Raw genomic sequence first — 23,275 nt, 5'->3', positions numbered from 1 at the left:
TGATTGAATTCAGCTTCAGTCTTTACCTACTTGGATACGTATGGACTTCGATGCTTCAGCGCTTAGTCACTGGATGATTCGCTGCTTGGATTATGCTTTCGTGCTATGTTTGAATGCCAAAGTGCTGCTGCAAAATTTTGAGGAACAGATTCGGAAAAGCATACTTTTCCATATCGTCGGGTCCGATCCAGCGATAATCATACGCAAAGGCTTCGCCTAAAAGCGTACTCGGTACAACTTCGTAGTGGGCAGGCTGTTCAGCAACCTTTGCCTGCTCTAACGGCTCCAATGTATCCGCAGTTGTGCTGGATGCCAGTTGCTGACGAATTGCGCTGCGCACTTCTGGCGTTGAACCTGACAAACGGATGTCCATTGTGCTCTGTTCTACTTGCTCGGATGCGTGTGAAGTAGCGTCAGATGCCGCCTGATCGCCAGAAATCACGCCGATGCCGTGCCAGTCCTTGCCATCAATCGGTACATCGATTTGCCCAGCTTCGGTGCAGTGGAACACACGCATATACCACTGAATATGGCTAAATGTATGCTCGGCACTCATCCATTCCTGGTCTGGACGAACGTCGATGCCTTCGTTTTTGAGCACATGATTCAGCCGTTCCATCGCAGCGGGCTGCGTCAGATCCGAGCCAGAACCGGCTTTTTTAGCGTCGGAAGCCAGTACATGCGGCAACTCCCACATTCGTGCTAACAGACCTGTTGCTGGACGCTGACGGATCAATACTTTCCCTGCATGCTCACCACGTCCTTCGACTACTGCCATGAGGCGATGCTCTGGACGCGGCGGTTTGGCTTTCGTTTTGATCGGCAATTGCTCTTCCATACCGTTGAGTCGTCCCTCACAGTGCTTCATGACTGCGCAGGTCAGACAATGCGGCGATTTGGGTGTACAAACCATGGCGCCAAGCTCCATCAGTGCTTGGTTAAAATCGGAAGCACGTCCGGTCGGGATCAATTCGCGCGCAAGCTTTTCTATTTTGACGCGGGTAGAGGCTTTGGCAATATCATCGCTCAGGCAAAAATAACGCGACAATACACGCATCACGTTGCCGTCTACTGCTGGCTCCGGTACATTGTAGGCGATGCTGAGTACAGCGCCTGCGGTATAGGGACCGATCCCTTTTAATGCGGAAATCTCTTCCGGTGTATTTGGTACGATGCCACCATGACGCTCGACCACCTGCTTCGCTGCTGCTTGAATATTGCGCGCGCGCGAGTAATAGCCGAGTCCCTCCCAGCATTTTAGTACGTCTTCCTCTGGAGCTTCGGCAAGCGATTCAACGGTTGGAAAGCGTTCGATAAAGCGCTGGAAATAAGGAATCACGGCAGCGACACGGGTCTGCTGCAGCATGATCTCGGAAATCCAGATATGGTATGGATTGCGGCTGCGTCGCCACGGCAGGTCTCGTTTATGCTCGTCATACCATGCCAGCAATTCGCGGCTGAAATAACGTTTGGCTTCGTGTTGTTCTGTTATGTTGGACATCATCAATCTCCTTTTGGGGCGTGGGTTCCCATCGAACGCCCTTATTTTGAACGTTGGCTTTGGTGCAACCAGGCGCTCCGGGAAGGGATTGGAGAACGGAACTCCGGTGGAGCCGCGGGAATCTTTGGAATGGGAGTACATGAAGATTCCCTCAGCTCCAAAGAGGTAAGATATTTTGCTTTCGCAAAAATCATTCTTGATTGAACCCCGTGTTTGAAAATCGCAAACACTAGAAGTCGTCCTTTTCTCCAATTCCCTTCCCTACGCTTAGTGCAACGTGCAACATTCTTTTTGTGCGAAGCAATAGGGGATTCGTGCTTGATTTGTTGTTTTTAGGCATCTATTCATTGTAACAGATGAATTTGTGTCTGTATTTGGAGTCGTAGTTCTCATCTGTTTCGTTTCCATTCTCACTGAGCATCTAGGTGGATCGTTCCACGATAGCGAATGCGGATGCTAGGGTGGGTTGGTGGGTGATGCTTAGGTGGATATGGTAGGTATTATGGTCTTGTTGTAGGTCTAGTCGCTGCCACGCTTCGGGGGACAGGGTGACCTGTGGTTTGCCGGATGCGTTGGGCAGGATTTCGATGTCGGTAAAGCTTATGATTTTGCCGATGCCGCAGCCGAAGGCTTTGGTGATGGCTTCTTTGGCGGCAAAGCGACCGGCGGTAAATTCGGTTAGTCGGGGTCCGCGTTGTTCAGCCAGTGTCTGTTCGGCGGGCGTCAGAATGCGCTGGAGGAAACGTTGTTTTTGTTTGCCCTCTAGCAAGGCGACAACTCTAGCGATCTCCAGTACATCATGTCCTATTCCGTGAATCAATTGAGTGACCTCCTGCCATTTCGATTTCTTTATTGTATCAAATGACATGGGTAAAATCTTCTGCTTGCAGGTAATCATCAATGAAGGTTGCATGCTCTCTTTCTTTTTACACTACAAAAAAGCGACTCAATCCACAATTGGATAGAAGTCGCTTTTTTACGCATATGGGAATGCTGCTTGATCCTTCTCTTACCTTAAATACCCGGAATCGGATCGCGTTTGTGGGCAGTGCGTTTGTAGTACGTTTCCAAACGTTCTGCCGCTTCTGGTGCGATGGATTTGCCTTCCAAATAATCAGAGTTGTCGGCGTAGGTTATGCCGAGTTCGTTTTCGTCGGTTTGGTTTTCCCAAAGACCAGCACTTGGCGCTTTGTCGAGAATGGATTGCGGGATACTCAGGTGCGAAGCCAGTTCGCGCACTTGACGTTTGTTGAGCGAGCTGAGCGGCGTAATATCGACTGCGCCGTCACCATATTTGGTAAAGAAACCAGTGATCGCTTCGGATGCGTGGTCTGTACCGACAACGAGCAGGTTAAGCGAGTTGGCGATAGCATATTGAACAACCATGCGAGTTCTCGCTTTGACGTTCCCTTTCGCTTGTGGGCTAAGCGGATCTTGTTCCAGCTGTGGCATCACGCTATTAACGGTTTGCTCGATGGCATCCACTGCTTTGTGCACATTGGTTTCGACTTTGTACTTCAGGTCAAATGCCTGTGCAACCGCGTAGCTGTCCTCAATATCCGATTGGGTATCGTATGGTTGGAACACGCCAACGGTTTTGTATTCGCGTCCGGTCGATTCGGTCAGCTCATCGGTTGCCTGTTTGCACAGACCCGTTGCTACTGCACTATCGATCCCGCCGCTAATGGCGATCAGCAGACCTTGAGAACCGGATTTCTCAATATAGCCTTTCAGAAAATCCACCCGTTTGCGGATTTCGCTTGCCGGATCAATCGTCGGTTGTACTTTCAAATCGTTAATAATATCCTGTTGAAGACTCATACTCATCATTCACTCCTTCGACTGGTCTGAAATACGCTACATCGAACATCGGTCGATCTGCGTATTTGCTTGATCCTGCGTCTGAACATCGCCAACGCAGGAGTGGCTCTCTTTATATATACCCATAAACAAGCACATCCTGCAACCGTCACATGAAAGTGACAGCGGCAGGATGTGGATTTTGTATCAAATTACAGGCAATATTTCTCGAATGCGTCATTCAGCGCAATCGCGATATCTTCAGCGGAATGGTTCTCAATCTGGTGACGCTCGATAAAATGTACGAGCTCGCCATCTTTGAGCAGAGCGATCGATGGAGAAGACGGTTGGTATGGCGCGAAGTATTCACGCGCTTTGGCAGTCGCTTCTTTGTCTTGACCTGCGAATACAGTGAACAGGTGATCTGGTTTTACATCGCTTTGCAGAGCATGAGCTACGCCAGGACGGCATTGACCGGCTGCGCAACCGCAAACGGAGTTTACAACAACCAGTGTTGTACCTTGTGCATTGTCCAGTTGCTCTTGCACTTCTTCTGGTGTGCGCAGTTCTTGGATACCGATACTGGTCAGCTCGTCACGCATAGGCTGTACCATATCTCTCATATATTGATCAAATGACATTGACATATTGGTTCACTCCTTACTTTTCATAAGCATTACCTCTATTATACACAGGTTGTATCAGAATACCACCGTATCCCTGTAGATTTCATGGAAAATACAGGTTTATTTTGTTTCATATTCTGCTGCCTGCATTGCGATCCAAGCCGCACGCCCCTGTTACGGCAAGCTCGGTGCGCCGACCGACTCTGCCGCCGTCAATTCCTCAGGTTTTCTCATGAAAATGACAGAAAAGGTGGTACCATTTCCTTCCGACGAATCGACGGTAATTCGTCCGTTATGCCGTTCCACAATACTAAGGCAAAGCGATAAGCCCAATCCTGTCCCCTTAGTCTTGGTTGTATAAAAAGGCTCAAATAGCTTGTCCATCTTATCCGGCGGTATACCCGGTCCCGTATCGCGGATGTGCATAATGACCTCGGCGCTTGTCATCTCGGTTTCAATCGTCAGCTCGCCCTTATCCTCCATCGCTTCCATACCGTTGCGCGCCAGATTCAGAATCAGCTGTTTGATCTCCTTGGAGTTCAGCTCTAGCAGCGGAATATCACGTCCCGGCACAAAGGTAATCGTCTGTCCGCGCAGATTGGCATCCGCCCACAGCAGCGGCAGCAATTCCTCAATAATGGCATGCAAACTGGACGGCTCCTTTTCCACAATGCGGTTCTGAGCAAGCGAGAGAAAGTCATTGATGATGCTATTGGCACGATCCAGCTCGTCCATGACGATCATATAATAATGATCCAGCGAGGATGGGCTTTTCTCGTGCATCAATTGCAGGAAGCCGCGCACAACAGCCATCGGATTACGAATCTCATGCGTAATGCTGGCTGCCATTTTGCCGACCAGACTCAGCTGTTCGACATGGCTCAGTTCATTGCGCAGCTGCTCCATCTCGGTCACATCCTGCCCCACAATCACGAATCCACTCAATTCCTCTTCTGGGTTGCGAAATAGCGGCGCTACGTTAACGTAGAACACACCGTATTCCAAACGAAAAATCTCACTCTCGTTGACTCGACTCTGCTGTACGCGCCGAATCAGTCGGATTGTGCTTTTTAACCCTTCGCGAATGTCGCCATTCTCCAGATCGAAAAAAGACACCTCATTCATACGGTCGCGCTTCAGACCAGTTAGCGTGCTTGCCAGAAGCGTAAATGCCGCTTCATTGATCGCTGTCACTCTGCCTTCTGCATCAATCGATGTCACCATCATCGGTGCCACATTCATAATTTGGCGCAGCTTTTCCGCTTCGGTAATGACGCGATTCGATAGATCCAGCATCTGCCGACTCAGCTGCTTTTTCTCAATAATTTGTTCAATGGCGGTTGTGCAATAATCCCCAGCTACGATTGCCGCCACAACGATAAATAGAATGAGCAGCCATACCCCCGTACCAAGCTGGAATAACGATACATGTAAAGCAATGACGATGAGGGTAAGCAACGTACTCAGCAGAATCAGCGCCATCACAATCAACCGCTTACGACGGATCGAAGAGCGATGAAATACTGGATAACATAGCCCTGCTACTGGATATAGCAATATGCCAGTCTGTATAATACCATCCTTGATGTTAACGTTATCACTAAACAATATGTACATAAATATACTAAGCAGCAGTAACCATAAGCCGCGCCATGCACCTATGTACAGCACACCTACAATGAACGACACTACACTGAGCGGAATCCGACTATCAATCGCGCTATAAGCAGCTAGAAGCCAGCCGACCACAATACTGAGCGCAAAGGAAATGACAAGCACTGGAGCGTATCCACGCCATACCAACCGTCCGGGATGCAGGGAATCGTCACCACTACGTTCCACCACCGCGGAGAATACGAAAACGGAAGCGCCTACAGCAAGCATTTGCAGCAGGATTTCCTTGACCGCAATAATAATGATGCGCCCCTCCCTCTGTCTCTGTCGTACTTCGATTAAAGCACAGCCATGATGGCATTACAATATATGGTTTGTTGTTCCAGCATTTTCAAATCACCTATACAATACCCGCGTTTCTGCCCATTATAAACACATTGCGATCGTCTCTATCCTCAACTCGTTGTAATATGTCTCTTTGGCGCGTGGTTGGCAAGCTGAACACTGATTCATTGGGATTCATGGTATACTATTCGTAGTGAACATGTATTTATTAATTAATATAAAAGGAACGATTCATTTTGAAATACGATATTATTGTAATCGGCGGTGGCTCGGCGGGTCTAATGGCGAGTGTAGCAGCGAGTGAACATGGCGCGCGCGTGCTGCTGATTGATAAAGGCAACAAATTGGGTCGCAAGCTGGGCATCTCCGGCGGCGGACGCTGCAATGTCACTAATGCCAAAGAAGTCGATGAATTAATTAAATATATTCCGGGTAACGGACGCTTTCTGCATAGTGCGCTGGCGAACTTCAGCAACCGCGATATTATGGCATTTTTCGAGGATATGGGTATCGCGCTAAAAGAAGAAGACAATGGACGGATGTTCCCTGTTACCGACAAAGCCAAATCAGTCGTGGATGCGCTGGTGAACCGAGTACGCGCGCAGGGCGTAGACATTCGGGTGAATAGCCCAGTGGCGGAAGTGCTGTACGATGAAGGGACAGCTTGCGGTGTGAAGCTGCGTGCTGGTGAAGTGATTCGCAGTCAGGCAGTTATTATCGCAGTCGGCGGCAAATCCGTTCCGCAAACCGGCTCCGAGGGTGACGGATATCCTTGGGCGGAAAAGGCTGGTCATACCATTACCGAGCTGTATCCAACCGAAGTGCCGCTGACATCGCCAGAATCGTTTATCCAGAGCAAGGAACTGCAAGGCTTGTCCCTGCGTGATGTACAGTTAACCGTCTGGAATCCGAAAGGCAAAAAGCTGATCATGCACGACGGCGATATGCTGTTCACACACTTCGGCATTTCCGGTCCGGCGGCGCTGCGTTGTAGTCAGTATGTAGTCAAGGCGCTCAAAAAGTTCCCTGTTACTTCCGTGCAGCTGACGATTGATCTCATGCCGGACAAAAGCGCGGACGACATTTATCGCGAAACGCTTCAACTTGCCGAGCAGGAATCCCGTAAAGCCGTGAAAAATGTACTCAAGGGCTATCTGCCCGAGCGTATGATTCCACTGTTGTTGCAAAAGGCGCAAATCGCTGAGGATGTAACATATCACAATATTCCGAAGCAGCAATGGCTGGAGCTGGCACGGCTGATCAAGGCATTCCCAGTGGCGATTAATGGTACGCTGTCGATCAAGGAAGCATTCGTGACTGGCGGCGGTGTCAATCTCAAAGAAATTCACCCGCAGACGATGGAATCCAAGCTGATGCAGCATTTGTATTTCTGTGGCGAGGTACTAGATATTCATGGGTATACCGGCGGCTACAATATTACGGCTGCCTTTACGACCGGTCATGCAGCGGGCAGCAGTGCTGCCGAAGCGGTGGGTCGGAGTTAGATTTTGGCATGAAGAATATTATGCGGAAGCAAGCCAAGTCATGCCAACTGTTCTGCAAGCGAATCAATAGTTCCATACAGATGAAAAATCTAACTATAGAGCAAACACCTAATTATAGAACAAAGACCCCGTCCTGCTGAGTAAGCAGTTGCACGGGGTTTTTGCTCTATACACGTATTAACCATACAATATCGACAGGAACAACACCCTATCCGTTGCCATATCGCTATATCGCCTATTTCGTCTACTACAATCACGTTCTTATTCTTCATCCTCTTGTTCTTCATCCCTAAGGGTCTTCATCTCTCATCCAAATAACGACGCAGTAGCCCAACATTATCGGTCTGGATCATATTGAATCCATGCTGTAGCTGCCAATCCCAGCCTTCCGCTCCGTGCAGCTCGGAGTGACCACCGCATAAAGAATCCCACATCGTATTCACCCACAGACGGCAGTCATATTGCTGAATACGTTGCAGCAGCGACGACTCCAGCCGTTCACTATTCTCCTGCTCAAAACAAATCTCTACCGCTTCTGGACGTACAGTTTGGCAGATTTCGTCTATGCGTTCTACATGTTGTATATTGCTATCGTCCAATATGTGCATATATAACGGCTTTTGTAGTTTGTTATGTCGAAACGAAGAAACTTCCTCCGGTTCAGCCGTGCTTTTAAATAGCGTTTGTGCCACCGTGTCTGTGCGTAGCAGCACAGCGTATACATCCTCGCGCCAAGCCCAGCATTTATCTAGATTGATCATAACCTTGCCGCGTGCAAGAATCATGACCTCTTCCAGCGTCGGAATCAAATAGTTGGTGAGTCGTTGCTCGCTACCACCCTGATGCTGACGTAGACGTAAGCTTCGCAGCTGCTCCAGCGTCATCTCCGATAGTCTGCCACTCCCGTTGGTCATGCGATCCACCGTTTCATCGTGCATCAGCACCAATTGACCATCCGCTGTGCGCTGTACATCAATCTCAATCAAATCTGCTCCCGCCACGATCGAATACTGGATCGCTGCTAACGAATTTTCTGGTGCCAATCGCCAGTCTCCACGATGAGCGGCAATCATAATACGTCCGCGACTATCGTAAAAGCTAGCACTAATCTGCTGCAAACCGCTGTCATACGACTCCGTCCTCAAAGTCAATGATTTATCTCTCATCGCTATTGTCTCTCCGCTTCGTTATTTTTGGGCAGTCGCTTGGAGCTGCACTTTCTTTTTATCCACTTTAACGTGCCAACATTAAATGAAATGGATATTTGTGCAATGTTTGCGTAAACGTTTTGTAAAAGAAAAATTTCAGTTACCAACATGCTATACACAAATTAGTACCAGATATTAAGGATTTACACACAAGTTATCAACAACTTATACACAGCCTGAGGATAGATTTCAGTAAAATTATTCCACTCTATACACAGGTTAAACCAATTATGCAGAACAACATGTGTATAAAAAGCTATGAAATCGCCTTTTTGCTGACTGACTATGTATAACGTCTCCTTTTTATGCAATGGAGTGTACTATTTTGAATACAAGAGAAATTATGCACATGGTTATCCACAATATTTATCCACTTTTCCACAGGTCGTACACATCTTGCGCACAGACTTTTTTCCAATTTTGTATCTAATCTCTGCAAAATGAAGAGAAAATGGTGTTTCATTTGTACAATTCCAGATTCGCGACATCAATATACAGAAATGATCGTAAACGGATACATTTTATCCACAATTGCTGTCCATTGGGAAGGATAAATAGATATGTAGGTTTTTAAACGCAATTTAATCCTTAAATTTAATATTTAAAATGGATGGCATTGTGACAAATGATACATTTTTTAATTTTAATTGCAGGTAAGATGGAAGTAGATTCTAGATTACTTCTTATAACTCTTTTGCATAGATGTTATGTATCCCACAACCGGAAAGGATGAATGTACCATGATTAACATGTCCATGAACAACACCGAACAATCCATGCATCTGTACCGCGTCTTCGCCAAAGCCTTCAAAAGCTTGAACGAACATGCCGTTGCCGGAAGCAAGATCGAAGGCTTCAACTCCACCGCATTTTCTGTCATGGAAGTGCTCTACTTTAAAGGTGCACAGCCGATTCAACAGATCGGAGCTAAACTACTGCTGCAAAGTGGCAACGTTACGTATGTTATCGACAAGCTGGAGCACGGTGGTCTGCTGCGCCGTCATCCTTGCCCAACCGACCGCCGTGTGATCTACGCCGAACTGACCGATCAGGTTCGCGCGATGATGGATGAAATTTATCCCAAATACGAAGAACGCCTGAACTTCGCACTAGGCGGTCTGAACATACAGGAAAAAGAACAGCTTATCTATCTGCTCAAAAAGCTCGGTATGGAAGCAGAACGTCTATCCCCATCCGTTCGCAAATAATATACAACCGGACAACACAAAATGCAGTTCCTTTCACGGCGACATTTGCTCGCCTGAGAGGAACTGCATTTTGTTTGAATAGATATGTTGATATGTTGGAATATCTTATTGTATGCGCCCATGTGCCAGCGTAATCATACGCGTTGCATGTTCGCTGAACAATTCCGGCTCATGCGTGACTATGAATAGCGCTGCTCCACGCGCCATCGCAGCTTGGCACAGCTGCAATAGATGCTGCATGGTAAAATAGTCCACCGCTGCTGCTGGTTCATCCAAAATATACAATGGACGCTCCAACAAAAATTGCGCAGTCGCGGATAATAGCCGCTTTTGCCCAGCACTCAGACTATAGGGTGAAGCATCACGCTCTGTCAGCAGTCCGGCTTGCGATAGCATCTGCTCCACTCGCTCCACCCATGGCTGTGGTAGCGGCTGACGACGGCGCAAGCCAAGCTGCGCCCGGATGCCGAAGACACATTCATCCCATACAGTCGATGCTACCCATTGATGATCGGGGTGTTGAAATAGATACCCCGTATCCTGCGCGCGCGCATGAATATCGTCGCGGGCGCTGTCCTGCCCATGACGGAAAATATGACCAGTCGGTGGAGACAACAGCCCTGCCAGCAGTCGGGTTAGCGTTGTCTTACCGGAGCCGTTTGCACCGCATAACAGCACCATTTCGCCGGGATGTATTTGTAGCGAAACATCCTGCAATGCAGGAGTAGAATTACCCGCGTACTGATAATTCAGCTGCCGAATATCAACGATAGGCTGCAACAGATCAGGTGATGACTGTGATTTTTCCGATGATACGGACACTTGATGCGCATCCGAAGACTCGTCCTGTGTGATCGCTGGCACAATATACAACTGGCGCAGATCGTCCGCATTCTGTTGCAGTAGCTCCGCTGGTGTACCTTGCAGTACTATGCTACCCTTTTCCAAAACGAGGACATGATCTGCGCGCTGTACACTGTGATCCCAACGAGCGGATGCAGTGATTAGGGTTCCACCGGCGGCATGCCAGTCGCCAATCATATCCAACACCTGCTGCCGACCAGCTGGGTCCAAACTTGCTGCTGGCTCATCCAATAGCAGAATCTGTGGTTCCAGCGCCAATACTGCCGCCAGTGCGGTGCGTTGTCGCTGTCCGCCAGATAGCTGGTGTATATGGCGATTACGTACATGCTCCAATGCTAGTGTTGTCGTTAGCCGGTCAATACGCTGACCAATCTCTGATGGCGCAAGGCACAGATTTTCCGGTCCAAAGGCAATTTCGTCCTCTACCGTACCGACCACTAGCTCAGCATCCGGGTCCTGCCCAAGCGATCCTATAGTAGATGCCAGTTCTGCAATTGTTGCTTCCGCAGGATCAATGCCCTGAATATGCACGTCGCCTTCGCGCTGTCCACCAGCTAGGCGTGGTAGTTGACCATTGATCAGACGACAGAGTGTTGATTTGCCGCTGCCGCTTGCACCAACAATCGCCAGCCATTGTCTTTGCTCCACTTGTATATCAAGCTGCTGTACGGCTGCTTGCTCGCTGTCGTCATACACATACGACACCTGCCGTAGCATCACTGCCGGTTTCGTCATGTCAATGCCGTTGCTGCTCATTAGCGGCGTCCGTTAAACCCGGCAAACCGGCGTAGCAACCCTGTTTTACCAATCGCTTTGGCAAACACTACTGTGAGTAGACCGCACAGCAGCATACCACTGAGTATACGCACGACCAGTGCAATCGACAGAATGGTCATGCCCCATTTGGCGTAGCCAAACATTTGTACCGCCACGACGAACCAGATTGGCACCATAGCGCCACCGATCAGCATCATCCAGCCAGTTGACCAGCGACGATAACGAGTCATCGCCATCAGCAGTTCAGCCACGAGCATATAACAGATCGCCGCGGCAAAGGCAGAAGCAATCCCATACGATACGCCGACAAAGCTTTGCACTAGCGCACCAAGCGCGTATGTAATCACGGCAGTGCCCGGTTTACGGATAATATAACAAGCCAGCAGACCATAGATCATATATAGACCGACGATGGTGGAGGTCAGAATAGGGCCACCGATACTGCTTAGCAGTTGATTTACTGCACCCAGATACATCGTCATGACTGCATTGGCAGTCGCCAGCAACGCCATCAGCACGATATCCATCGTCGTAAACGCTTGGAAAGTACGGCTCATTTTGCTGTTGGAAGAATTGCTATTTACATTTGTACTCATGATTTCGCTCCCTGTATATGGATATTCAGTGGTTGGCATGACGGAACGCCACAACTTTATTGTCAACCACAAAATATAATTTAGGTTAACAATAAAGATAAGTCAATCTTTTTATTTCCCACTGTCAGCGATAGGACAGCAGCTACACCAGTACACAGAGCGCTAGTGTAACTCCTGCGCTAACAATCATTAACGGTAACGCATACGACGGAAGTACAAAGGAACGGTAAAAGGTACGATGTGCCGACGCACCAAATCCTTTGCCATCCATAGCACCAGCAATATACTGAATACGCCGAACGGAGCCAGTAAATACAGCTGCCAAATAATCTCGTGCATGCAACAGTCCTGCCGGTCCACGCGAGATGCGTTGCCCGCGCAGACGCCTTGCTGCCAGTGCCAATCTTCCTTCCTCACGCAGCAAAGGCAAAAAGGTCAACGCCAGCGCCAATCCATACGCAAAACGGTACGGCACCTTCAGCTTCAGTACAAGTGCGCCGACCAGTTCACGATAATCGGTTGTCACTGACAACGCCACCGAAGTTAGGCAAAAGATAAAAATACGCAGCGTCATCACCGCGCCATATTCCAATCCGCCGCTAGTTAGTTGCAATGCGCCCCACTGCCACCATACCTCGCCTTCGCGTACAGATAATAGCGATAACCCAAAATACGGAATCCCGATTCCTGCCAGCAATTGCATCAATGGACGACTGACCATTTGCCCCGTTCCGATTACCACTGCCAGCCAGACGAATCCGAACAGGATCAACTGAGGCAAAGCGTGCTTCATATGAACAGCCAGTATTGAGAGGCAGAGCAGCATGAATATTTTTGTCAGCGGGTCCATTCGATAGAGAAATGGCTTGTTCTCCCTATTCACGTTTGATTCCTCCATTGCTCTTGTGACTTTATTACTCTTATCACTCTTGTTCCTTTATTACTCTTGTTCCTCCGTTATGCTTTAGCATATGCCAGAACCGTCTTAGAATAACCTGCGTCTGTGAATTGTGCAACTGCAAGATGCACATCTAATCTCCTTCCTGTCACTGTCACCATCAACAACCAGCCCTACTGCATCTCCCTGTGTGAAATACGGCAAAAAGCCGGTATTCGCTGCGCACAGCGGATACCGGCTTTTTGCCGACTGTTATAAATCCAAATTAAACGACTACAGAAGATGCCTGCTTGGACATGGTGCGCTCTGGGAGGTTACCGGGAGCCGCAGGTGAAGCCACTTCGCCGCACAACAGCGATAGCCGCTTGCGGATTTCTCTCAATTCGCTGATACCCGTGCCAGTGATTCGGTACTCTTCCCCACTGACAGTCAGCATATTTTCGGATGTCAGATTGACCAGCTCCTGCTTAATCTCACGATCCCCAACACGATAACCACGGTCCTCCAATACAGGCTGCATATTCGCAATGGTCAGCATGTGCTGATTTGCCTGATGCAGCATATGGATTCGTATAAACAAATTTTGTACCTCCGCATGCATATACCCTTCTCTCCTTCCAGTCGATTGAATGATGTGTATAGGCCGTTAGCGGTTTTGGCTAAGAGTGGAAGCAAACAATAATCGCCGTTGACAGATCAGCCCTGTAAACCGTTATGATTCAAGCTGTATTTACCCTGCTCACTGATTACGTAAACATATCCATCAAGTTTATTCCAATTTTTACCTTACATTTAAAGTAATGCTTTATCCATTGCATATATCGCTTCCAATCAGCACTTGTATTTTGAGTAGGTTCATTTGCAAATGAGGACAACAATTGTATACTGGGTGTAGATGCCCACTACGGCACAGCTACAGCGTAAAGGTCTGTAAATCTATCTGAAAAAGGTGACTTTCATGTTTGAAAATATAGCATATAGCGGCTCTCGTGAAGAACAATACGAAACCGCCCTCAGCCAGCTCAAAGGTCTGATTCACGACGAGCCAGATCGGATTGCCAATCTATCCAACGCTTCTGCACTGCTGAAGCAGTTTTTGCAGGATACGAACTGGACTGGTTTTTATCTGTATGATGGCAAAGAACTGGTTCTTGGACCATTTCAAGGGCTGCCTGCCTGCATCCGTATTCCACTGGGCAAAGGCGTATGCGGGACATCTGCATCTGAGCGCCGTACCCTGCTAGTCGCAGATGTGCATGAATTTCCGGGTCATATCGCCTGCGATGCTGCTTCCAACAGCGAAATCGTCGTGCCATTGGTACGCGATGGCGAGTTGCTCGGCGTAATCGACATCGACAGCCCGCTCAAAAGTCGCTTTGATGAGCAGGATCAGCAATTTCTGGAACGCTTTGCCGAGATTCTCGTGCAAGCCATCTAATCATCGCACCACTCTATATGCAACTCTTTGTTAGCCGCTCCTATGAGCGGCTTTCTTTGATTTCAAGCACATCATCCTTATAATGGATAGAATGAACGTCTTTACTACATACCCATCGTCAAGGAGGAATACGATCATGTCCAAAACGCTTACCCGCTCCGAAGTCCCCATTCCAGCAACATGGAATGTGAATGATCTATACGCCAGCGAACAAGATTGGAACGCCGCCCTGACCGAGATTGAACAGCAAACAGAGCAAATCCAGCAATTCCGCGGTCGTCTCGGTGAGAGCGCAGAGGTGTTGCTGCAATGCCTAGAGCAACAAAACACGTTAGGGCTTGCCCTATCCAAAGCGTACAGCTACGCCAGTCTACAGCAATCCGCCGATGGCAGTGATCCTGCTAATATTGCGCGTTCCGCCAAAGCTGGCGACCTGTACTCCCGCGTGCAAGCAGCGATCACATGGATCGAATCCGAAATACTAGATTTACCACAAGAAGTTATTGCGAATTTTAGACAGCAAGAAGCCGGGCTACAGCCATACGAACGCACATTGAAGCAATTGGATGATACACGTCCGCATCGTCTTGCACCAGAAACAGAAAATGCACTCGCAGCACTGGGCGAAGTGATGGGCGCGCCGTATCGCATTTATGTGCGCAGCAAGCTGACCGATATGACATTTGACGATTGCACAGACGGCGAAGGCAATACGATCCCCGTTTCCTTCCGATTGTATGAAAATGCGTACGAAGTGTCCGCTGATACGACACTCCGCCGCAACGCCTTTGCTTCGTTTACCAAATCGCTCAAGCAATATCGAAATACCTTTGCCGAAACGTATGCAACCGAAGTGAAAAAGCAGCTTGTACTTGCCGATCTGCGTCATTACGATTCCACTACTGACATGCTGCTACAACCACAACAGGTGAATGTGGACATGTACCATAATATCCACAATGTACTACTGGAACAGCTCGCTCCGCATATGCAGCGCTATGCCGCTCTGAAAAAGCGCAAGCTTGGACTGGATAAGCTGTACTTCTGCGATCTAAAAGCACCGCTTGATCCATCGTACAATCCATCCGTATCGTATGAGGAAGCAAGCAACATCATCCAGCAGGCACTCGCGCCAATGGGTGAAACGTACAACAATATTATCCGCGATGCGTTTGCTGCACGCTGGATCGATTATGCGGACAATGATGGCAAATCGACAGGTGCCTTCTGCTCGCCGATCTACGGGGAACATCCTTATATCCTGATGGCATGGTCAGACAATATGCGCAATGTCTTTACATTGGCGCACGAGCTGGGACATGCGGCGCACTTTGCACTTGCTGCTGAGCATCAGCCGTTTAGCAATTACTGGTGCTCCACGTACTTCGTCGAAGCGCCATCCACGATGAATGAGCTGCTGCTGGCAGATCATTTGTTACAAGGCTCCGACGACAAGCGTCTGCGTAGTTGGGTCATTCAACAGCTCCTTAGTACGTATTACCATAACTTTGTTACGCATCTGCTGGAAGCGGAGCTGCAACGACAAGTATATGCTGCTGCCGAGCAAGGTCAGGCGCTGACTGCCGATTGGCTGTCGACCACAAAGGGCAATATTTTGCAGAACTTCTGGGGTGAGACGCTAGAGCTAGACGAGGGCGCCACACTGACTTGGATGCGCCAGCCGCACTATTATATGGGATTGTATCCATACACCTATGCTGCTGGATTGACCGCCTCCACCGCGGCTATGCAGCTTATTCGTCAGGAAGGGCAACCGGCAATCGACCGCTGGCTGCAAGCGTTACAGGCTGGCGGCTCGCAAGATCCGTTGGAGCTGATGAAGCTGGCTGGTGTGGATATGTCGGGACCAGCGCCCATCCAATCCGCCGCCGATTATGTCGGCTCATTGATCGCAGAGCTGGAATCGCTATACGAGTAATAAGAGTAATAGTAAGTAATATGGAACCGACCATATAGCAATATAAGGTCATAAAATAGAATACACTTCATGCACATCCAACCTGCTTCTCACAGACACCCTGTCTGTGGAAGCAGGTTTATTTTTATAGAAAAGGCTTGACTCACAACAATTATGTAGTATCATTAAAAAAGTAAGTAACAAACATTTACATATCAAAGAGGAGGATTTTTTCATGTCTGCTGAATTTTTCAAAGCTCTGGAAAACCGTCGTTCCGTTTATGTAATCAGTAAAGAATCGCCAATCGACGATACTAAGATCCAACATATCGTAGAGGAAGCGATCAAACATACACCGTCTTCGTTCAACTCTCAAAGCGCTCGCGCTGTTGTACTGCTCGGTGAGCAGCACGACAAGCTGTGGAACATCACCACAGAAACCCTGCGTGGTATCGTGAACAACGAAGAAGTCTTCAAAGCGACTGAAGAAAAAATGGGTCTGTTCAAAAACGGCTACGGTACTGTACTGTTCTTTGAAGATACCGATATCATCACCAACCTGCAAAATCAATTCGAGGCGTACAAAGACAACTTCCCACTGTGGGGACAACAAGCTAACGGTATGCTGCAACTGGTTGTATGGACTGCACTGGAAGCCGAAGGTCTGGGCGCTACACTGCAACACTACAATCCGGTTATCGACGAGGAAGTCAAATCCACGTGGAACATTCCGGCACAATGGCAACTGGTTGCTCAAATGCCTTTCGGTACACCAGCTGCTCCAGCTGGCGAGAAAACGTACCAACCAGTGGAAGAACGCGTAAAAGTGTACAAATAAGGCACGCGGCTTCATTGTTAAAAAAAAGCTCCCATCTGCAACGCTTAGGCTGCGGACGGGAGCTTTTTGATTACACTCATTTGGGATACACGAGGATTACTCGCTTAGTTGTTGACCGAACTTCCGTCGCCAACCGAGCTACCATCCTGATATTCGCCACGAACACGAACAACTTTACCATCTTTGTCCAGATCCAGACTTACCGTTGAACCAACAGTAATTTCATTGGACGGACCATCTGTACCTTCAAAGTCAGATGCTTTTTGGTAGGATTTCTCTTCATTACCTTGCTTGATCACCACATTGGTATCTGTCTCAGATACGAATTGACCAACCATATCAGGCTGTGAATTGTCCATGTCGTCTGCATCCTTGGCAAGCTGAGCCGTTGCAATCGTACTGTCTTGCGCGTTCAGCGTTACGCTGACCTCTTGACCGGGCAGATCTGTCGATTTGGGCAAATCGGCTGCGGCTTCATACGAATTACTCTTCGGAATAGTCAGCTGCTTGCCGTTAACATCCAGTGTCATCGTATCGCCATTTTCGGCTACATATTTGCCGACTACATTATAGTCAGAGCTAGCATCCGATTTGTTCGGATCGCTGGAATACTGGCGGAAATCGCCCTCCAATGTTTGGGCAGACGTATTCGCCTGACCTGCTTGATCTGGCTCTGCTTCACTTACGCTCTGAGCAGGCGCAGTGGGATCAGGCTGGCTTCCATTACTGCAACCTGCAATTACACCCGATAACAGCAGTGCCGCTGCGGCACTCATTTTAAATGGATTCATCATTCGGAAAAGCCCCTCTCGCTATAGTGTCCGTTGGTTGTTGGGATCATATCTGAACCTCTCACATCATCCTTTTACCCCAAACACGGTGCTCTCCAAACTGTAATCCTGCCAAATGCTGCAAATCCCGCATGCCGTCTATGCTTCACTTGATTCCGAATACCTCTGCCAGCTGCTCAATCATACGCATCCGGGTCGCAAATCCATGTACCAACGGCAGGATTAGCACCTCATCCGCTTCGTATCGGGCTGCCAATCGTTCGATCCTTGCACGTACAGCATGAGGCGTACCGATAATGATTCGCTCTCGCTTGGCAGTGATCTGTTCCTGCTCCTCTTGCGTATAAGGGAACGATGCTAACTGTTCCGGCGGCAACAGCCCGGGCTTGCGCAGCCCTTTATTTTCCGACATTAGCAGCCAATAGTCCCAACTCAGCGCCTGCCGATGGGCTTCCTCATCTGTATCTGCCACGCTGACGAAGATACCAACCATCGTATACGGTTGCTTGCGCGATAAGGAAGGCTGAAACTGCTGCCGATAGCGCTTAGCCGCTTGTGCGCCGATGGACGATGCGTTAATAAAATGAGCAAACGCAAGCGCTGCTCCATGCTGCGCGGCTAGATCGGCACTGCCATTGCCCGTTCCCAGTAGCCACAATGCAGGCTGGGTATCAATCTGCGGCGTCGCTATAAGACCGGGATAGCGCTCCGCGTCTTCTATATCGTCATGCAAATAGCGAATCAAATCGACAAGCTGCTGCTCATAGGATACCGTTTCGGTGCGTCCTTCGTTTAAAGCACTGCGTCCAATCCGCCCAGCTCCAGCAGCACGTCCAGCACCAAGATCAATACGACCCGGATGCAGCGCCTCTAGCATGCGGAAGTTTTCGGCGATTTTATACGTGCTATAGTTGGGCAGCATCACACCGCCAGAGCCGATGCGAATAGACTGCGTACGGTCGGCAAGGTGCATCATCAGCATTTCGGGATTGCTGCCCGCAAGTGGCGGCAAATAATGATGCTCTGACACCCAAAAGCGATGGTAGCCCAGCTGCTCAGCGGCAATTGCCATTTGTACAGTCTGACGTAGCGCTTCGCGGTCGCTACTGCCTTCATCCACTGGCGAGTAGTCCAGTATCGACAATCTGATCATGAATGCTTCCATCCTTTCCTTGGCTATATCTTTTCATTAAACAGCGTGGTGGGGAATATAAGCGAATACCTGCTTGCTTCCATCTTGCAATCCAGCAGTTTTTAAACAATTTTTACCATGTTTCACTTGCTAGGTTACCGTTTTATTAGTACATACGGCATACCTTATCGCCTTAGTTCTTTGGACTTATGCGAATGGAATGACTTTTTATAAAATTAATCATTAAATTCGTTAATAAGTTCGGTACTTTATGTTGTACAATCATGTATAATCAATACAGTCATTGTACATATAAATGTCGCTTCCCCCTGTATTATCCATTTCCAGCGGTTTATATGGAAATTCATTGTTGCTCGGTCACTAGGTACGAATAACTACATACGAAAAGAGGTCACGTATGAATGTATTTAAGAAAGTGAGTGTATTAGCAATCGCACTCATATTGATTTTGAACTGTCTGTTTATGCCGGGAATTACGCATGCTGCCGACGAAAGCAGCACATCCTCATCTACTAGCAGTACATCTACCACGACGGATAGTAGCACACCCGCTACGGTTCAATCCGACACGTACGGGGATAACGGCTCAACGGATGGTTCAACCGGAGGAACGCCCACCGATACAACAGGGACGGAACCTACTACCGAGCCAACCACACCCGCTGAAAAGCAAAACATTTTGACGAAAGCTTATTTGACGGATGCCGATGGCAATATCATCGACGGCGAAGCCAATCCGGGGGATGCGATTGATCCCGATGAAGCGATTAATCTGAATTATGATTGGGCATTACCGAATGACGGTTCCTACAAAAGCGGTTCGACCTTCGAGTTTGATCTGCCGTCCGCTTTTCAATTGTACAACGATATTAACAATGTTCCGCTGCAATTTGGCGATACTACAGTCGGCAGCTTCAATGCAACCAAGTCCGGCCATGTGACCGTTACCTTCAATTCAACGGTCGAACAGTATTCCAATATTCACGGTACAATGCAATTCCGCACTTCTCTTAGCAAAGAAACTGTAAGTGGCAGTACTGAAGTCAAGATTGCCATTCCACTGGGCGAAAGCTCGCAGTTCGTTGTTGTCTATTTGAAACCGGACAAGGGCAGCAATATCGCTAAGCGCGGGGAAGCCATCAACAGCTCGCAAATCCGCTGGACGATTGATCTGAATACAACCAAGGAAAAGCTAGAAAATGCCGTAGTGACCGATCCGACTGGCGATGGTATGAAGCTGGATACTGTATCGGTGCAAGTATACGGATTGAACGTGAATGTAGATGGAACGACGACGCTCGGTGATCCGGTGACTTCCGGCTATACGCTGAGTGCGGACGAATCCCAATTCAAGCTTTCTTTTGACCAAACGATCTATTCTGCGTACCGCATCGTGTACGTGACGAATATGACAGATAATGCACGTACTGTCTTCTCCAATACGGCAACACTGACCAGTAGCAAGGGCGATGCCCAAGCACAGGCGCAAGTAACAGTACAACAGCAATTTTTGAGTAAAAAGGTTGAGAATTACGATGAAGCAACAGGTACCATTGACTGGGCAATTGGCTACAACCTGAACAATCAGACGATCTCGCAAAGCAATGCGATTGTCAAAGACCGCTTCAACAGCAGTCAGCAGGTTGTCGATGGTTCGTTGAAAGTATACGACAGTCAAGGCAATGTGCTTACACTGAACCAAGATTACAGCGTCAAAACGATTACGCCAACCAATGGACGTACTGGCTTTGATCTGCAATTCCTAAGCGACATTCACTCATCGTACACCATTAAATATCAAACGCGTCCGGTCGATCAGGTCGTCCGTAACGAGAACATTAGCAATATTGTTACTGCAGGCGGCGTTAGCGTCGGTGTGAACCAGCGCGTACAGGGTGCGCTGTTCACTAAAGCATTGACCGATGCGAACTATATTCGCAAAGATGCTACATGGAAGCTGACGCTGAATACAAAGGATCAGCCACTGCAAGGCGCATTAATCGAGGATCAATTCCCGAACGGCGGTCTGGAATTCCTACCGAACACATTGAAGATCACTCGTGCAGACGGTAGCGACTATCCATCCAACTTGTACACGCTGACTGTGAATGATGCCCGTGCTGGATTCCGAATTGATTTTAAAGAATCCGTTAAAGAGCAGCTTATTATCGTCTACCGCACGACGTTTGATGCGGATTGGAAGAAAAACAAATCCGAAGTGTCTTACCAGAATATCGGTGCTCTATACTGGCTGGAAAACGGTAACTACCGTACTATCGCAGCCGAAGCTAGATTCTGGCCAGACAATCTGACTGTGAATAATGGTGCCAAAGAAGGCGTCTATAATCCGGTCACCAAAGAGATCACTTGGACCATCAAAGCCAATTACAACAACAAAACGTTAACCAATGCCATTCTGAACGATAACCTGCAAGCTGGTCAGACGTATGTCGAAGGCTCGTTAGGCGTCTACAATATGAATGTGTTGGGCTGGTGGAACGGAGTTAGCCGCGGCGTTGCCGTTGATCCATCCGCTTATACAGCGACCACACCAGCAGTCGGAACCGATGGCGGAGCATTGCAAGTCAAATTCAATAATCCGATCAATTCTGCATACTGGATTACCTTTAAAACGACACTCACTGGCAAAGTCATTCCGCCAACCGTACGCAATGATGCTGTACTGAAAGGCGATGAGAACAGCTATCCGTGGGCAGCAGTAGTCAGCATTCCAAATGGTGGCGAATATGTATACAAAACCGGTGTACAGGACAACGATAAAGTCAATTGGACGGTGCAGATCAACCGTGGACAATCCTATGTGGAAAATGCCAAAATCATTGATCAGCCAACCGCCAATCAGATTCTGATGACCGATTCGTTCCATCTGTTCAGCACTGTACCTGCTGAGGACGGAACGCTGACTAAGAGCACTGAAATGGTACAAGGTACCGATTATAAGCTGACTGTACTATCCGGTACGCCGGAGAAGTTCGAGCTGGCATTCCTGAAGCCGATCTCGTCCGCTTATATTTTGGAATATTCCACTCTCATCAATGCTAACGACCGTGAAAAGCTGAGCAATAATGTTCAATTCAGCGGGAATGGTATTACGACTGGAACCGTCGATACAACTAAGGAAATCGTCGTACGCACATCTAGCGCTTCCGGTACAGGTAGCGGTGTTGTCGGCAATCTGATCGTACACAAGGTCGATGCTTCCGATGATACCGTATCATTGGCAGGCGCTGTCTTCACCTTGCAAGATGCTGCGGGCAATCGTCCAGCGATCACCAAGACTACCGACTCACAAGGTCGTATTCTGTTTACTCGTTTGTTGTACGGTAAGTACAACTTGCAAGAAATTCAAGCACCAAACGGATACGTTGCAGATGCTACCATTTATCCGATCACGATCAGCTCCGCTAATCAGCAATCTGGCAATGTACCACTGGTAACGATCAAGAATACGAAGCAGCCAACACCAGAGACGCCGGGAACACCGACGACTCCTGAAACACCACCAACCCCGGAAAATCCGGGAACTCCACCGGAGAACCCAAGTAACCCAAGTAATCCGGGAACTCCATCGAACCCGTCCAATCCGGGTGACGATGACGACGATACGCCAAATACACCATCGAATCCAGAACCGACGCAACCGGGTGGTACGACAACACCACCTGCAACCGAGCAGCCAGTGCCAGTAGATGACGATCCAATTCCGCAAGGAACAACAACGCCATCTCAGCCAGAGCAGCCGACGGATACAGGCGGTACACCGGATGTATCGATCCCAGATGAGCCTGTACCGCAAGGTACAACGCCACCGGATCAAACACCGACTGACAAACCAAGTCAATCGCCGGATGTACCCGTACCGGATGAGCCGATTCCAACAGGAACGACGCAACCAAAACCGACACCACAGCAGCAGCCGATGCTGCCGCAAACGGGTGAGTCGAGCAGCATGCCATATTGGCTGAGTGGTGCGGCATTGATCGCACTGGGTATCTTCCTCAACCGTATGCACAACCGCAAAGTGAAAACGAGCGGGCGCTCTGATTAGAAATAACATCATCGTTTACGTAATCTGTGAATCGTAGAACGTTCATAAAAACCCCCAACCTATATAGGTTGGGGGTTTGTTTTGTTATAGGAAGAGATAGTGCAGAATGAGTATCCAATTTACGTT

The 23,275-nt window shown here is 48.5% G+C and carries 18 protein-coding genes; 6 read left to right on the top strand and 12 right to left on the bottom strand.

Annotated elements, in window-relative coordinates; genetic code table 11:
• Positions 1-103 precede the first annotated feature (103 nt).
• The 5 genes from mutY to ABXR35_RS15725 form a co-directional block, all read right to left on the bottom strand.
• Positions 104-1,504, bottom strand: a complete 1,401-nt coding sequence (gene mutY / locus ABXR35_RS15745; protein ID WP_367062503.1) for an A/G-specific adenine glycosylase — start codon at positions 1,502-1,504, stop codon at positions 104-106.
• A gap of 418 nt (positions 1,505-1,922) precedes the next feature.
• Positions 1,923-2,321 (bottom strand): holo-ACP synthase, encoded by a 399-nt coding sequence (acpS, locus tag ABXR35_RS15740; RefSeq protein WP_367062823.1) that lies wholly within the window; start codon positions 2,319-2,321, stop codon positions 1,923-1,925.
• A 194-nt stretch (positions 2,322-2,515) separates the two neighbouring features.
• Positions 2,516-3,322, bottom strand: coding sequence for an NAD(+) synthase (gene nadE, locus ABXR35_RS15735; protein ID WP_367062500.1), 807 nt, complete (start codon positions 3,320-3,322; stop codon positions 2,516-2,518).
• A 191-nt stretch (positions 3,323-3,513) separates the two neighbouring features.
• Positions 3,514-3,948 carry a BrxA/BrxB family bacilliredoxin gene (locus ABXR35_RS15730; RefSeq protein ID WP_367062497.1) on the bottom strand — a complete coding sequence of 145 codons (435 nt, stop codon included), beginning with the start codon at positions 3,946-3,948 and terminating at the stop codon, positions 3,514-3,516.
• Between the two features lie 153 nt (positions 3,949-4,101).
• Positions 4,102-5,811, bottom strand: a complete 1,710-nt coding sequence (locus ABXR35_RS15725) for a two-component system sensor histidine kinase NtrB (RefSeq protein WP_367062494.1) — start codon at positions 5,809-5,811, stop codon at positions 4,102-4,104.
• Between the two features lie 311 nt (positions 5,812-6,122).
• Between ABXR35_RS15725 and ABXR35_RS15720 the strand changes: the two genes are divergently transcribed.
• Positions 6,123-7,391 carry a BaiN/RdsA family NAD(P)/FAD-dependent oxidoreductase gene (locus tag ABXR35_RS15720; RefSeq protein ID WP_367062491.1) on the top strand — a complete coding sequence of 423 codons (1,269 nt, stop codon included), beginning with the start codon at positions 6,123-6,125 and terminating at the stop codon, positions 7,389-7,391.
• 299 nt (positions 7,392-7,690) lie between these two features.
• Here the strand turns inward: ABXR35_RS15720 and ABXR35_RS15715 are convergent, their stop codons facing one another.
• Entirely contained in the window at positions 7,691-8,557 is an 867-nt protein-coding gene (locus tag ABXR35_RS15715; protein WP_367062488.1) for a glycerophosphodiester phosphodiesterase family protein, read from the bottom strand.
• A 782-nt stretch (positions 8,558-9,339) separates the two neighbouring features.
• Between ABXR35_RS15715 and ABXR35_RS15710 the strand changes: the two genes are divergently transcribed.
• Entirely contained in the window at positions 9,340-9,807 is a 468-nt protein-coding gene (locus tag ABXR35_RS15710; protein WP_367062485.1) for a MarR family winged helix-turn-helix transcriptional regulator, read from the top strand.
• Between the two features lie 105 nt (positions 9,808-9,912).
• Here the strand turns inward: ABXR35_RS15710 and ABXR35_RS15705 are convergent, their stop codons facing one another.
• From ABXR35_RS15705 to ABXR35_RS15690, 4 genes are all read right to left on the bottom strand, one after another.
• On the bottom strand, positions 9,913-11,427 hold the full coding sequence (locus ABXR35_RS15705) for an ABC transporter ATP-binding protein (protein WP_367062482.1): 1,515 nt from the start codon (positions 11,425-11,427) through the stop codon (positions 9,913-9,915).
• The gene (locus ABXR35_RS15700; protein WP_367062479.1) at positions 11,427-12,044 is read right to left on the bottom strand and encodes an ECF transporter S component; all 618 of its coding nucleotides are present in this window, start codon (positions 12,042-12,044) and stop codon (positions 11,427-11,429) included. The genes ABXR35_RS15705 and ABXR35_RS15700 overlap by 1 nt, the downstream gene beginning before the upstream one ends.
• 142 nt (positions 12,045-12,186) lie before the next feature.
• Positions 12,187-12,927: an energy-coupling factor transporter transmembrane component T family protein gene (locus tag ABXR35_RS15695; protein ID WP_367062476.1), complete on the bottom strand. Its 741-nt coding sequence runs from the start codon at positions 12,925-12,927 to the stop codon at positions 12,187-12,189.
• Positions 12,928-13,207: 280 nt separating this feature from the next.
• On the bottom strand, positions 13,208-13,543 hold the full coding sequence (locus ABXR35_RS15690) for a hypothetical protein (RefSeq protein ID WP_367062473.1): 336 nt from the start codon (positions 13,541-13,543) through the stop codon (positions 13,208-13,210).
• A 357-nt stretch (positions 13,544-13,900) separates the two neighbouring features.
• Here ABXR35_RS15690 and ABXR35_RS15685 point away from each other — a divergent pair, with 357 nt between their 5' ends.
• The 3 genes from ABXR35_RS15685 (at position 13,901) to ABXR35_RS15675 (ending at position 17,136) form a co-directional block, all read left to right on the top strand.
• Entirely contained in the window at positions 13,901-14,380 is a 480-nt protein-coding gene (locus tag ABXR35_RS15685; protein WP_367062470.1) for a GAF domain-containing protein, read from the top strand.
• A gap of 136 nt (positions 14,381-14,516) precedes the next feature.
• Positions 14,517-16,319 carry an oligoendopeptidase F gene (gene pepF, locus ABXR35_RS15680; RefSeq protein ID WP_367062467.1) on the top strand — a complete coding sequence of 601 codons (1,803 nt, stop codon included), beginning with the start codon at positions 14,517-14,519 and terminating at the stop codon, positions 16,317-16,319.
• Between the two features lie 214 nt (positions 16,320-16,533).
• Positions 16,534-17,136, top strand: a complete 603-nt coding sequence (locus ABXR35_RS15675) for a nitroreductase family protein (RefSeq protein WP_367062464.1) — start codon at positions 16,534-16,536, stop codon at positions 17,134-17,136.
• A gap of 104 nt (positions 17,137-17,240) precedes the next feature.
• Here ABXR35_RS15675 and ABXR35_RS15670 read toward each other — a convergent pair whose 3' ends face one another.
• On the bottom strand, positions 17,241-17,930 hold the full coding sequence (locus ABXR35_RS15670) for a hypothetical protein (protein ID WP_367062461.1): 690 nt from the start codon (positions 17,928-17,930) through the stop codon (positions 17,241-17,243).
• A gap of 142 nt (positions 17,931-18,072) precedes the next feature.
• Positions 18,073-19,080: an LLM class flavin-dependent oxidoreductase gene (locus ABXR35_RS15665; protein ID WP_367062458.1), complete on the bottom strand. Its 1,008-nt coding sequence runs from the start codon at positions 19,078-19,080 to the stop codon at positions 18,073-18,075.
• 397 nt (positions 19,081-19,477) lie between these two features.
• On the opposite strand from ABXR35_RS15665, the gene ABXR35_RS15660 reads away from it, so the two are divergent.
• Positions 19,478-23,149, top strand: coding sequence for a collagen binding domain-containing protein (locus tag ABXR35_RS15660; RefSeq protein WP_367062455.1), 3,672 nt, complete (start codon positions 19,478-19,480; stop codon positions 23,147-23,149).
• The last annotated feature ends 126 nt before the right edge of the window (positions 23,150-23,275 follow it).

The organism is Paenibacillus sp. JQZ6Y-1 (genome assembly GCF_040719145.1).
In the GTDB taxonomy this organism is placed as follows: Bacteria; Bacillota; Bacilli; order Paenibacillales; family Paenibacillaceae; genus Saccharibacillus; species Saccharibacillus kandeliae.
Note: the sequence above shows the minus strand (reverse complement) of the source record. Positions and strands in the feature narration are given on the sequence as shown.

Coding starts and splice junctions, on each gene's coding strand:
- ABXR35_RS15725 (WP_367062494.1), bottom strand. CDS start 5,811: ATGCTTGCTGTAGGCGCTTCCGTTTTCGTATTCTCCGCGGTGGTGGAA.
- ABXR35_RS15665 (WP_367062458.1), bottom strand. CDS start 19,080: ATGATCAGATTGTCGATACTGGACTACTCGCCAGTGGATGAAGGCAGT.
- nadE (WP_367062500.1), bottom strand. CDS start 3,322: ATGAGTCTTCAACAGGATATTATTAACGATTTGAAAGTACAACCGACG.
- ABXR35_RS15730 (WP_367062497.1), bottom strand. CDS start 3,948: ATGTCAATGTCATTTGATCAATATATGAGAGATATGGTACAGCCTATG.
- ABXR35_RS15715 (WP_367062488.1), bottom strand. CDS start 8,557: ATGAGAGATAAATCATTGACTTTGAGGACGGAGTCGTATGACAGCGGT.
- pepF (WP_367062467.1), top strand. CDS start 14,517: ATGTCCAAAACGCTTACCCGCTCCGAAGTCCCCATTCCAGCAACATGG.
- ABXR35_RS15675 (WP_367062464.1), top strand. CDS start 16,534: ATGTCTGCTGAATTTTTCAAAGCTCTGGAAAACCGTCGTTCCGTTTAT.
- ABXR35_RS15685 (WP_367062470.1), top strand. CDS start 13,901: ATGTTTGAAAATATAGCATATAGCGGCTCTCGTGAAGAACAATACGAA.
- ABXR35_RS15705 (WP_367062482.1), bottom strand. CDS start 11,427: ATGAGCAGCAACGGCATTGACATGACGAAACCGGCAGTGATGCTACGG.
- ABXR35_RS15660 (WP_367062455.1), top strand. CDS start 19,478: ATGAATGTATTTAAGAAAGTGAGTGTATTAGCAATCGCACTCATATTG.
- ABXR35_RS15670 (WP_367062461.1), bottom strand. CDS start 17,930: ATGATGAATCCATTTAAAATGAGTGCCGCAGCGGCACTGCTGTTATCG.
- ABXR35_RS15690 (WP_367062473.1), bottom strand. CDS start 13,543: ATGCATGCGGAGGTACAAAATTTGTTTATACGAATCCATATGCTGCAT.
- ABXR35_RS15700 (WP_367062479.1), bottom strand. CDS start 12,044: ATGAGTACAAATGTAAATAGCAATTCTTCCAACAGCAAAATGAGCCGT.
- ABXR35_RS15710 (WP_367062485.1), top strand. CDS start 9,340: ATGATTAACATGTCCATGAACAACACCGAACAATCCATGCATCTGTAC.
- mutY (WP_367062503.1), bottom strand. CDS start 1,504: ATGATGTCCAACATAACAGAACAACACGAAGCCAAACGTTATTTCAGC.